Source organism: Streptomyces sp. NPDC028308 (genome assembly GCF_055565855.1).
In genome coordinates this window covers 343687-354856 of sequence record NZ_JBVHTO010000012.1, presented here as the reverse complement: position 1 = coordinate 354856, position 11170 = coordinate 343687, and the positions used below count along the sequence as shown (strand labels likewise).

Genomic DNA, 11170 nt, shown 5'->3' with positions numbered 1-11170 from the left:
GGTGCGGCGTCGCGTCCGTGCCGACGGGCCGGGTGACGTGGCGAGTGCGGTACGAGGCGAGGGGTGCGCGTGGGCGGAGACCGGCCGGAGGAGCGGCGACGGGTGTCGTTACAGGACCGGGCGCGCTACCGGTTCGACCGTACGCTGGCCCGCAGCACCGGTTCCCTGATGGGCTGGCTGGTCGTCAGCTGCCTGGCCGTCGTCGTCCCGGTGAGCGCGCTGCTGGTGTGGACGGATCCGGGCGCGCCGCGTTCGCTCTCGGGCCGGCTGACGGCGGTGTGGCGGTCCAGTGCGGAGACCCTGCGGCTGGGCGCGGTGGACGGTACGCCGCCGCGCATGCTGCTCGCGGCCCTGCTCGGGCTGGTCGCCCTGCTCTGCGTGTCGACCCTCGTCGGGGTCATCACGACCGGTCTGGCCGAGCGGCTCGCGGAGCTGAGCCGGGGCCGCTCGACGGTCCTGGAGGAGGGCCACGCCGTCGTGCTCGGCTGGTCGGACCAGGTGTTCACGGTCGTGGCGGAGCTGGTCGCCGCGCAGGTCCCGCGCCGGCCCCGGGCGGTGGTCCTGCTCGCCGACCGGGACAAGACCGAGATGGAGCGGGCGCTGGCCGCTCACGTCGGCCCGCCCGGCCGGACGCGGCTGATCTGCCGCAGCGGCCCCGCGAGCGATCCGGCCGTACTCGCGCTGGTCAGCCCCCGGACGGCGCGCACCGTGCTGGTGCTGCCGTCCGGCGAGCCGACGGCCGACGCCGAGGTGCTGCGGACGCTGTTGGCGCTGCGGGCCGTGCTCGGGGAGGGCGCGGAGGGGCCGCCGGTCCTCGCGGCGGTGCGGGACGACCGGTACCGGGCGGCGGCCCGGCTGGCCGCCGGGCCGCGGGGCACGGTCCTGGACACCGACACGGTCACCGCCCGGCTGATCGCGCAGTGCGTGGGCCGTCCCGGCCTCTCCCTCGTCCTGCGCGACCTGCTCGACTTCGCCGGTGACGAGTTCCACCTCGCCGACGCCGACGCGTTCCACGGACGCCCCTTCGGCGCCGCCCTGCTGGGCCATGCCGATGCCTGCGTGGTGGGGCTGCTCACCCCGCGGGGCCGCCCGCTCCTCAATCCGCCCGCGGACACGGTGGTCGCGCCCGGGAGCCGGCTGATCGTCCTCACCCGCGACGCGGAGGCGGCACGCCCGGAGGACTGCCGTCACCTGGTCGAGAGACCGGTGATCGCGACCGTACCGCCGCCGCCGGAGGACGCCGCGCACCTGCTGCTGCTCGGCTGGAACCGGCGGGCGCCCCTCGTCGTGGACCAGCTGCGGCGCACGGCACGGCCGGGTTCCGTGCTCGACGTGGTGACGGACCGGGCGGTGCCCGCGCCGGCCCGGGAGCCGGAGCCGGAGCCGTCGGGCGCCTCCCGGCTGTCCGTACGGTTCCAGTCCGCCGCCCTGTCGCGGCCCGAGACCCTGCTCGGACTCGACCTCACCCCGTACGACGGGACGGTCGTCCTCGGACCCGACCCGGGCGACGGACCGGACCGCCCGGACGACCGGACGCTGGTGACGCTGCTGGCCCTGCGGCTCCTGGAGGAACGCACCGGACGGCCGCTGCGGGTGGTCACCGAGCTGACCGACGACCGCAACCGGCCGCTGGCGCCCCTCGATCCCGGCTCCGACGTCATCGTCAGCGGTGAGCTGACCGGCCTGCTCATGGCGCAGATCGCGCAGAACCGGCATCTGGCGGCCGTGTTCGACGAGTTGTTCTCCGCCGACGGCAGCACGATCTGTCTGCGGCCGGCGGGGCACTACGTCCGCCCGGGGAGCGTGACCACGTTCGCGACCGTCGTCGCCGCCGCGCGCGACCGGGGCGAGTGCGCGATCGGCTACCGCCGCCACGACCGTCGGGCGACACCCCCCGACCATGGGGTCCGCCTCAACCCGCCCAAGGCGGAGCGACGCGAGTGGACCCCGGACGACCAGGTCATCCTGGTCGCCACGGACCCACCGACCCCGCCGCCCCCGGACGCCCAGCTCCCGACCCCGACCCCGGAGGACGCCCACGGCTCACCGCCGCGAACGCGGCAGTGACCGGCCTCGGGGGCCGGACCGACCCGCCCGGCGGCGTCTGCGCGCGCGTGCCTGCGGTCAGTCCCAGTCGGCGTCCACGTAACCGAGGCGCCGGTTCATCTCGATGGCGGCCGTGTTCTCCGGGTGGTGGACGGTCCGGACCCGGTCCACCCCGCACAGACCGGCGAAGCGCATGCCGTACGTCTTCATGGCGATCGAGAGTCCCCGGCCTCGGTAGGGCCGCGTGACACCGGTCATCTCGTTGAAGACGCAGCCGGCGCCACGGCGGTCCGAGGTAGCGGCGAGCCCGCACCAGGTGTCGCCGTCGAGCGAGATCACGACGCCCCTGGGGTCGTAGGAGGGAACCTCGATCCGGTGCCGCAGGTACGCGTCGAAGGTGTGGAACTCGCCGCGGCCCGGGATGTCGGCGGAGCACTCCTTGTTGAGCTCGTAGAGCGCGCGCCGGTGGGCCGGGGTGTCGCCCAGCTCGGCCAGCGTCGTCAGCCGGAGTCCGGCGCTTCGGCAGCGCTCCACGTACGGCGCGAAGCGTGCCGCGTCGAAAGCACGCGTGTCGAGTTCCAGCTTGACCCAGTCGACTGGCACCGCGGGTCCCCTTCGGTAGAGAAAAGAGTCCGGACGTGAGGTCCATTGAAGGTGCTCGCCGACTCGGCAGGCCGGGTGGGGGCAACTCGCCGGTTTGCGCGGTCCCTTGGAGGCGAGGGACGCGGAGGCCGGCGCGGGTACGCCGGCCGATCGTCCGGGCGAGCGCGGGCCGACGTGTCTCCGGTCGTCGCGGCCTTCGGCGTCCCCGTCGAGCGGGGCGACCCATCGGGCCTCGGCGTGCGCGTCCGCGTCGGGGACAGAAGTGGCTTGTCAGGTTAGGGTCGGCCGCATGCGCCTGGCCCTTTTCGACCTGGACGGAACCCTGGTCGACCGTCGTTCCGCGTTCGCCGATGCCGTCGCGGACCTCACCCGCACGCACGGCTACGGGCCCGACGTCGAGCACTGGATGCTCACGCACCTCGCCGACCGGGCCTGCCCGGAGGACTTCGCCCGGCTCCGGGAGGTCTTCAACCTGGACGAGTCCGCCGCCGGACTGTGGCGCGCGTACATCGACCGGATGACGGCCGCCGTCACCTGCCGTCCCGCCGTGCTGGACAGCCTGGCCCGTCTCCGGGACGCCTCCTGGACAGTCGGGGTCGTGACGAACGGGCCGTCCGACATCCAGCGCGCCAAGATCCACGCCACCGGTCTCGCCGACCTGGTCGACGGGATCGCGGCCAGCGGCGACATCGACGTCCGCAAACCGGACCCCCGTCTCTTCGAGCTCGCGGCGGCCCGCTGCGGCACCCAGCTCTCCCGGGACGACTGGATGATCGGCGACGACCCGGAGAACGACATCGCGGGCGGATACAAGGCGGGCCTCCAGCCCATCTGGGTCCGCGGCATGACCTGGCCCGACGATCTCGCCGTCCCCCACCACAGCGTGGACGACGTCACCCAGGCGATCGACTACCTGCTCACGCACTCCGCCGGCTGACGGGACGCGACGGGCCGGAGCGAGAGGGGCGACCGGTCGGGTCGTACGCCCCCACGGGCGCCACCCCCCGGGACCTGGCCCTACGCCCCGTCGGAGGAACGCCGGCGGTGTTCGGGCTCGCGCATCTCGCGCGTACGGCGGCCGATGTCGCCGACCCGGTCGGCGAGGTCGGGATGCGCCCCGCGCAGATGCGGTCCCGTCGCCGTGAGGGGGCCCAGCAGACGGGCCGGATCACTGTGCCCCAGGGCCGCGTGGAGGTCGGACAGCGCGCCCTTCGCCGCCGCGGGCAGGTCGGGCAGCGCGGTGATGGTCCCGGCGAGCTGGCGCAGGGCGGCCGCGTGGTCGTGGGCCCAGGACGCCACGGAGCGGTCCGCCGCGCGCCGGTCACGGGTGGCCCGTACGCGCTGCTCCTTCGTCGTACCGGCCTCCCCGGGACGCACCCGCAGGTAGCGCCGCTCGGCCGCCTGGCGGCTGGAGACACCGAGCGGGTGGGCGAGGTCCGCCCAGCTGGCACCGGCCTCCCGGGCCGTCTCGATGAGACCCGGTTCCCAGCCGGCGAGCTGCTCGCGCACCTCGCGCAGGAGCAGCAGCGCCGCCATGGCCTGCTCGGGGTCGTCGGTCGAGGAGGCGTCGGCGTCCCGGGCCGTCCGCATGGCCTGCGCGATGGCCTCCAGCGCGGCGGCCGCCGCCAGGAAGGAGGCCGGGGCCGGCGTTCCGTCGTCGTTCATCGCCTCTCCTTCGTCTCGGTCAGGCCCTCGTCAGGCGCCGTCATCGACTGGATGACATCTCACTTGTCGTCGGATGGATGACATGCTACAACGGAGTCAGGTGAAGCGCATTGGCAGCAACTGCCTGAACCTCTGGAGGTGTTTCCCGTGTTGATGCGCACCGACCCGTTCCGTGAACTCGACCGGCTGGCCCAGCATCTGATGGGTCCGGGAACGTGGTCCCGCCCCTCCGCGATGCCGATGGACGCCTATCGCGACGGCGACGAGTACGTGATCGCCTTCGACCTGCCGGGCATCGACCCCGACGCGCTGGACATCGACGTCGAGCGGAACATGCTGACCGTGCGGGCCGAGCGCCGCCCCATCGCGCGGTCCGAGAACGCGCAGACGGAGCTGTCCGAGCGCCCGCTGGGCGTCTTCTCCCGCCAACTGGTCCTGGCCGACACCCTGGACACCGAGCACATCACGGCCGACTACGAGGCCGGCGTCCTCACCCTGCGCATCCCGATCACCGAGCGGGCCAAGCCCCGGAAGATCAGCGTCCGCAGCGCCGGGCAGCGCAAGGAGATCGACGGTTGAACCGCCGGCCGGACGCCCGCCACCCCGGGGCGGTGCCCCAGCGCCCCGCCCCGGCCCCGGCCGCACGGGTCACCTACACGTGCGGACAACCGGCCCACGTCGGCCATCTCTCCACGTCAGGCATCGGCTCACGTCAGACATCGGCTCACGCAAGGAAAGACGTCGCACCTCACATGACCCTCCTCTCTCCCGCACCCGCCGCCCCGGCCGCGCCCGCGGCAGGCGTCACCTTCGAGCAGATGCTGGAAAAGGTGCGCTACGAGGGCGCCTACCCCACCCGCCGCCGGGCCGAGGACGTCGTCCGCCGCGTCCTCGAGGCCCTCGGCCGGCAGCTGACGGGTGACGAGCGCGTCGAACTCGCCGCCCGGCTGCCCCGCGAGGCCGCAGCCTTCCTCGCCTCGCAGATCCCCTCCGGCAAGCCGCTCACCGGCTGGGGCTTCGTGAAGGACCTCGCCGAACGGACCGGCGGCTCCCCGGCGACGACCCGCTGGGACACCGGCTCGGTCCTCGGTGTCGTCGCCCGCCTCGCCGGCGACGACCTGACCTCCCGGATCATCCGGCAACTCCCGGACGGGTACGCCCTGTTGTTCGGGCGGGCCCAGCTCGTCCAGGCGGCCTGACGGACCTCCCGGCACGGACGCCCGCCATCCGCCGGGCGCGCATCCCGCCCATGACAGCCGTACGCGGCGCCCCTCCCCCGACCGGGAAGGACGCCGCGTACGGTTGTCGCCGTCTGCCGCCGCCGTGCCGGCCGGCACGGCGACGGAGTCGGCCGGCCTCGGCTCAGCTCACAGTGACCGGGTACGTGGGGTACTCCACGCCGGACACGTGCTGGACGACGCGGATGACCTGGCAGGAGTAGCCGAACTCGTTGTCGTACCAGAGGTAGAGGATCGCGTCGTCGCCCTCGACCTTCGTGGCACCGGCGTCCACGATCGAGGCGTGCCGCGAGCCGATGAAGTCGCTGGAGACCGCGTCGGGAGCGCTGATGAAGTCGATCTGGCGCTTGAGCGGCGAGGTCAGCGACACGTTGCGCAGGTAGTCGAGGACCTCCTCGCGCGTGGTCTCGCGGGCGAGGCGCAGGTTCAGGATCGCGATCGAGACGTCCGGCACCGGCACCCGGATCGAGCTGCCGGTGATCCTCGCCTTGAGGTCGGGCAGCGCCTTCGCGACGGCGGAGGCGGCCCCGGTCTCGGTGAGGACCATGTTGAGCGGCGCGGAGCGACCCCGGCGGTCCGAGTTGTGGTAATTGTCCAGCAGGTTCTGGTCGTTGGTGAACGAGTGGACGGTCTCCACGTGGCCGCGCAGGACGCCGTACTCGTCCGCCATCGCCTTCAGCGGCGGGACGATCGCGTTGGTGGTGCAGGACGCGCAGGACAGGATCTGCTCGTCGGGCTTGATCGTGTCGTGGTTGACGCCGTGCACGATGTTGGGGACGTCACCCTTGCCCGGCGCCGTCAGGACGACCTTGTCGATACCGGGCCGCAGGTGCTTGGACAGGCCCTCGCGGTCCCGCCACTTGCCGGTGTTGTCGATGAGGATGGCGTCCTTGATGCCGTACGCCGTGTAGTCGACCTCGGACGGGTCGCTCGCGTAGATGACCTTGATCTCGTTGCCGTTGGCGATGATCGTGCTGTTCGCCTCGTCGACGGTGATCGTGCCCTGGAACTGGCCGTGGATGGAGTCGCGGCGCAGCAGCGAGGCGCGCTTGACGATGTCCTGAGCGCCGCCCTGGCGGACGACGACGGCGCGCAGCCGCAGGCCGTTGCCCGAGCCGGCCTTCTCGATGAGCAGTCGGGCCACGAGGCGGCCGATGCGGCCGAACCCGTAGAGGACGACGTCGCGTCCCTCGCGGCGCTCGATCTTGTTCTCGCCCGTGGCGCCGGCGACGGCCTCGGCGGTGAAGTCCGCGACCGAGAGCCCGCGGTCGTCGGACTTGTAGGTCGCGGCGAGCATCCCGATGTCGATCTGGGACGGGCCGAGGTCCAGCGTGGTGAGGGTCTGCAGGAACGGCAGCGTCTCGGTGACCGAGAGCTCCTCACCCGCCATCTGCCGGGCGAATCGGTGGGTCTTGAGGATGCTGACCACCGACTTGTTCACCAAGGAGCGGCTGTGCAGCAGGACGGTCACGTCCCGCTCCCGGTGCAGCTTCCCGATGATCGGGATCATCGACTCCGCGATCTCCTCGCGGTTCTTCCAGTTGGTGAACGAGTCGTCGTTGACAGTCACAGGTTTATCTTTCGAGCTAGGCGGTGCTCAGATGTTAACGCTCCCGTCGTTTTGATCATGCAGGGGGTGCCCCTTGGCGGGACCGTCGTCGCCGTGCCCGGAAAACCGCAGCTCAGCCGCCCGGGGAGGTGGCGTTCCGGTCACCGGTACGGGCCCTGCCCTCGAAGGTCGGCGAGACTCAGCACCGGGCAGCCGAGCAGTTCGGTCAGCACCCGGCGCTGCTGCGGCGAGAGGGGCGAGAGGAAGACCGCCGCGTCGGCACCGGTCCGCTCGCGGAGGGCGGCGGCTTCCCGGGCCTTGCCTCCGCCGAGGAGGGTCCGCGGCGACAGCGGCAGGCCCATCTTCCGGGCCCCGCCGCGCGAGACGCCGCGCCGCTGCGCGATCCGCCCCACGACGCGTGCGCCCAGCGCGCTCAACTCCCTTGCCGCGGCGTCCATTTGGGCGGCGTGATCCTTCTCCCTGCCCGAGAAGTAGCCGACGATCACGACCTCTGCGCCTTCGGTCGCGAAGTCCGCCGGCACGACCCGCACTTGGGCCTGCCGGGTGCGGGGTGCCGGGCGGCGTCCGGTACGGCGGTGTCGGTACATGCCTGGAGGCTAGAGGTGAACGCCCGCGTCTCGACAACCGATTTCTCAACGGGAGACGCACGGGCCCCGCCTTCGGACAACGCCGGTCGGCGACGGCCTACTTGGGGGCCTTGTGCTTGCCAGGCGGCGTCTTCTGCTTCTTCGGGGCCTTGTGCTGCGGGGCGGCCTTGCCCTGCCGCTCGGAGTGGGCCGGCCCGGCGGCCCGGTGGCCGGGGCCGGGAGCCTTCCGGGCGGCCGGAACGGCCGCGGCGGACGTGCCGGACCGCTTCCCGTCCCGCGCGGACGGGCTCCCGGACCGCTTCCCGTCCCGCGCGGACGGGCTCTCCGAAGCGGGCTCGGTCCGCGGGCCGGGCGAGGCGGCGGAGCTGTCCGAGGGGCTGGCACCCGGCGCCGCCGAGACGTGGTTCTCCGGGCCCGCCGCGGCGTCGGGACCGTCGGCCAGGCCGACCATCCCGGTGAGCGTGACGCCGAGAAGCGCCGCCAGCACCGCACCCGCCGTCGCCAGCGTGCGCCCGCTCACCCGGCGGCCCGGCGAGGCACCTTCGTCGGCGACGTACGCCCCAGGGCCGGCGGAGAAGGTCCGAGCCGTGTCATGGCCGTCCGGCACCTGCCCGACGGGTCCTGCTTGAGCGGGGACTCCGACGGGGGCCTCCCCCTTGCTCAGGGCCGCGAACGCGTCCGCGCAGGTGCGGGCGTCGGGGCGGTCGTGCTCGTCCAGCGCGGTCATGGCGCTCAGGAGAGCGGCCAGACCGTCGTCGAGGAAGGAGGGGAAGGCCGGGGCCCGGTGCAGGCGCGCTATCGCGGCCTCCAGCGGGGTCCCGTCGTATTCCAGTTCCCCCTTGAGGCATTCCAGGAGGGTCAGTCCGAGCGCGTACACGTCCGCGGCGGGTCCGACCGTTTGGCCCAGGACCTGTTCGGGGGCCAGGTAGGCGGCGGTGCCCACGAGGGCTCCGGTGGCGGTGCGCGCGGTGCTGTCCATCAGCCGCGAGATGCCGAAGTCGGTGAGGTGGGGGGCGCCCGTCTCGTCCAGGAGGATGTTGGACGGCTTCACGTCACGGTGCACGACCCCGGCCGCGTGGACGTGGTCGAGAGCGTCCGCCAAGGCTGCCCCGAGCGCGCACACCTCGGCGGGCCCCAGCACTCCCGCGGCGGCGCGTGCGCGCAGCGTCGACCCCGCGATGAGCTGCATGACGAGGTAAGGGCTGCCCGCCTCCCGGCCGGAGTCGAAGACGGTGACGAGTCCGGGATGCTGGAGGCCGGCCAGCGTCACGGCCTCCTCGGTGAAGCGTTCCTCCGTCTGCGCGTCGGTGCCGGGCCGGAACACCTTGACGGCCACCGGCCGCCTGAGCCGCAGGTCGAACCCGCCGAACACGTCGGCGGCGCCGCCCTGGCCGAGGAACGAGTCCAGCCGGTAGCGGCCCGCCAGCACGTCGTTGCTCCCCAAGCGGGCGTCCGTCCGCAACGGCCATAGCTGTACCGGCATGTGCCCTCCTACGACGGACGATGTGGGACCCGGCGCGTGATCGTCGGCGATCCCGCGGCAGCCGTCCGCGTTCCCACAATGAGCCGCGCTATCCCTTTTCGGGCCGATGCCGGTGCCGGCCACCGCTCGCGCGGAGGCCGGCACCGCAGGTGCCGCACCGCGTTCCACGCTCGACGGGAGCCGGAAGGAAACTCGCGTGGATGGCGCGGACCGGGGTGGGTACCGCACAAGACCGGACCGTACGTTCGTGATCATAAAGGGAGCGAGCCGTGACCCGTCACCCGAACGCCGCACCCCCGCGCGGCCGGAGCGTGTCGAGCGGGCGGGCAGGTGCGCGCACTGCCACCGTGGGCCCAGTTCCCCGGGCCGAGGAGGATCTTGTGGATTCCGACATGACGAAGACCGCACTGGTCGTCATCGACATGATCAACACCTATGAGCACGAGGATGCCGAGGTGCTGGTCGACTCCGTCCGCGAGACCCTGCCGGCGATGCGGCGGCTGATCGGCCGGGCCCGCGAGCAGGGGGCGGACGTCATCTACGTCAACGACAACTTCGGGCGGTGGCGCTCGCACCACGACGAGCTGCTCGACGCCGCGCTGCGGGGGCCTCACGCGGACCTCGTCGAGCCCATCAGGCCGGACGAGGAGTCCCTCTTCGTCGTCAAGGCCCGCCACTCGATCTTCTACCAGACGCCCCTGGAGTACCTGCTCAAGCAACAGGACGTCGGGCACATCGTGATGTGCGGCCAGGTCACCGAGCAGTGCGTGCTGTACTCGGCGCTCGACGCCCACATCCGGCACTTCCGGGTGACCGTGCCGAGCGACGGGGTCGCGCACATCCACGCCGATCTGGCGGAGGCGTCGTTCCGCATGATGCAGCGCAACATGAACGCGGACGTCGTCCCGACCGACGAGATCGACTTCTCCAAGGGGTGACCCGGCGGGCTGGCCGCGCCTCGCCTGACGTTCAGCCCGGGGGCACCCAGCCGTGGCGTACGGCGTGGCCGCCCAGCTGCATCCGCGTCCTGACCCCTGCCAGGTCCATGAGACGGCGCAGGTGCCGGTGGAGGGTACGGGGCGACAGCCCGAGCTGCGTGGCGACCGTCAGATCGGTCAGTCCGGCCAGCAGCAGCGCGAGGATGCGCCGGTCGAGGTCGGTCGGGCCGTCCGCGCCGACCTCGACGGAGACGTCGGCGGCGTCTCCGGGGCCTGGGAGCCGGAGCGGGTGGGCGGCGCGCCACACGGACTCGAACAGCGCGTCCAGCGCGTCCAGCAGGCCGCTGCGGTGCAGCAGTACGGCGCCGGGCTCCCCGGCCGGCGTGACGGCGAGCGGGACGAGCCCGAGGTCGGCGTCGGCCAGTACGAGCTTCATGGGCAACTCGTCGGCGACGCGCAGCTGTACGCCGTTGCGCAGCGAGTCGATGGCGTCGTGGACGATGCCCGGCTCCGCCAGCACGGCTCGGTCCAGAACCGCCCGGAAGCGCACTCCCCTGCCGAGGGCCATGGGTTCGGCCGTGTTCTGGTCGGGGGGCAGGGCGACGAACGGCGCGGTGATGAAGGAGCGGACCTCCGTGCGGGCCGCCTGCTGGACCTGGAGGAAGCGATGGCGGATGGCGTCGACTCCGGTGACGACCTCGATCAGGTCGCTGATGCTGCTGCCGGTCATCGCCGCGCGGTGTTCCTCGGCGAACGTCACCAGGGCCTGCTCCGCCAGGCGCAGCCCGTCCCGGCGCTGGCCGATGAGGGCACCGAGCGCCATCGCGGGCGGTGCGGCGGTGAACCGCTCGTCCGCCGATCTGGTCGCCAGTCCCCAGTCCGCCAGCCGCGACAGGGCGTTGCCGACGTCGGCTCGCGGCAGGGCGACCACCTCGGCGAGGAGGGGGGCGGTGGAGTCCGGCCTGCCGAGGAGCGCCCGGTAGACGCGCTCCTCGTCGGGCGCGAGGCCCAGTACATCCAGCATCAGCGACCGACTCTCC

The 11170-nt window shown here is 72.9% G+C and carries 11 protein-coding genes; 5 read left to right on the top strand and 6 right to left on the bottom strand.

Annotated features, from left to right (window positions below):
* Positions 1-102: 102 nt before the first annotated feature.
* Positions 103-2067 (top strand): CASTOR/POLLUX-related putative ion channel, encoded by a 1965-nt coding sequence (locus tag ACZ4VA_RS28655; protein WP_452924722.1) that lies wholly within the window; start codon positions 103-105, stop codon positions 2065-2067.
* 57 nt (positions 2068-2124) lie between these two features.
* Here the strand turns inward: ACZ4VA_RS28655 and ACZ4VA_RS28650 are convergent, their stop codons facing one another.
* Positions 2125-2649, bottom strand: a complete 525-nt coding sequence (locus ACZ4VA_RS28650; protein ID WP_468082975.1) for a GNAT family N-acetyltransferase — start codon at positions 2647-2649, stop codon at positions 2125-2127.
* Positions 2650-2938: 289 nt separating this feature from the next.
* On the opposite strand from ACZ4VA_RS28650, the gene ACZ4VA_RS28645 reads away from it, so the two are divergent.
* On the top strand, positions 2939-3586 hold the full coding sequence (locus ACZ4VA_RS28645; RefSeq protein WP_355790263.1) for an HAD family hydrolase: 648 nt from the start codon (positions 2939-2941) through the stop codon (positions 3584-3586).
* 80 nt (positions 3587-3666) lie between these two features.
* Here ACZ4VA_RS28645 and ACZ4VA_RS28640 read toward each other — a convergent pair whose 3' ends face one another.
* Entirely contained in the window at positions 3667-4314 is a 648-nt protein-coding gene (locus tag ACZ4VA_RS28640) for a type III effector protein (protein WP_355790266.1), read from the bottom strand.
* A gap of 147 nt (positions 4315-4461) precedes the next feature.
* Here ACZ4VA_RS28640 and ACZ4VA_RS28635 point away from each other — a divergent pair, with 147 nt between their 5' ends.
* Positions 4462-4893, top strand: coding sequence for an Hsp20/alpha crystallin family protein (locus ACZ4VA_RS28635; RefSeq protein ID WP_355790269.1), 432 nt, complete (start codon positions 4462-4464; stop codon positions 4891-4893).
* A gap of 173 nt (positions 4894-5066) precedes the next feature.
* Entirely contained in the window at positions 5067-5513 is a 447-nt protein-coding gene (locus ACZ4VA_RS28630) for a DUF2267 domain-containing protein (RefSeq protein WP_389391395.1), read from the top strand.
* 163 nt (positions 5514-5676) lie between these two features.
* On the opposite strand, the gene ACZ4VA_RS28625 is transcribed toward ACZ4VA_RS28630, so the two are convergent.
* From ACZ4VA_RS28625 to ACZ4VA_RS28615, 3 genes are all read right to left on the bottom strand, one after another.
* Entirely contained in the window at positions 5677-7122 is a 1446-nt protein-coding gene (locus tag ACZ4VA_RS28625) for a glyceraldehyde-3-phosphate dehydrogenase (RefSeq protein WP_355794645.1), read from the bottom strand.
* Positions 7123-7262: 140 nt separating this feature from the next.
* Positions 7263-7709: an HflX-like GTP-binding protein gene (locus ACZ4VA_RS28620; protein ID WP_356166054.1), complete on the bottom strand. Its 447-nt coding sequence runs from the start codon at positions 7707-7709 to the stop codon at positions 7263-7265.
* A 97-nt stretch (positions 7710-7806) separates the two neighbouring features.
* Positions 7807-9192: a serine/threonine-protein kinase gene (locus tag ACZ4VA_RS28615; protein ID WP_452924730.1), complete on the bottom strand. Its 1386-nt coding sequence runs from the start codon at positions 9190-9192 to the stop codon at positions 7807-7809.
* A 392-nt stretch (positions 9193-9584) separates the two neighbouring features.
* On the opposite strand from ACZ4VA_RS28615, the gene ACZ4VA_RS28610 reads away from it, so the two are divergent.
* Entirely contained in the window at positions 9585-10130 is a 546-nt protein-coding gene (locus tag ACZ4VA_RS28610) for a cysteine hydrolase family protein (protein ID WP_355787513.1), read from the top strand.
* 31 nt (positions 10131-10161) lie between these two features.
* On the opposite strand, the gene ACZ4VA_RS28605 is transcribed toward ACZ4VA_RS28610, so the two are convergent.
* Positions 10162-11154 (bottom strand): helix-turn-helix transcriptional regulator, encoded by a 993-nt coding sequence (locus tag ACZ4VA_RS28605; protein ID WP_355787510.1) that lies wholly within the window; start codon positions 11152-11154, stop codon positions 10162-10164.
* Between the last annotated feature and the right edge of the window lie 16 nt (positions 11155-11170).

What these genes read in the sequence shown, in the direction of transcription:
- ACZ4VA_RS28645 (WP_355790263.1), top strand. Translation starts at nt 2,939, where the DNA reads ATGCGCCTGGCCCTTTTCGACCTGGACGGAACCCTGGTCGACCGTCGT.
- ACZ4VA_RS28640 (WP_355790266.1), bottom strand. Translation starts at nt 4,314, where the DNA reads ATGAACGACGACGGAACGCCGGCCCCGGCCTCCTTCCTGGCGGCGGCC.
- ACZ4VA_RS28630 (WP_389391395.1), top strand. Translation starts at nt 5,067, where the DNA reads ATGACCCTCCTCTCTCCCGCACCCGCCGCCCCGGCCGCGCCCGCGGCA.
- ACZ4VA_RS28620 (WP_356166054.1), bottom strand. Translation starts at nt 7,709, where the DNA reads ATGTACCGACACCGCCGTACCGGACGCCGCCCGGCACCCCGCACCCGG.
- ACZ4VA_RS28615 (WP_452924730.1), bottom strand. Translation starts at nt 9,192, where the DNA reads ATGCCGGTACAGCTATGGCCGTTGCGGACGGACGCCCGCTTGGGGAGC.
- ACZ4VA_RS28610 (WP_355787513.1), top strand. Translation starts at nt 9,585, where the DNA reads ATGACGAAGACCGCACTGGTCGTCATCGACATGATCAACACCTATGAG.
- ACZ4VA_RS28605 (WP_355787510.1), bottom strand. Translation starts at nt 11,154, where the DNA reads ATGCTGGATGTACTGGGCCTCGCGCCCGACGAGGAGCGCGTCTACCGG.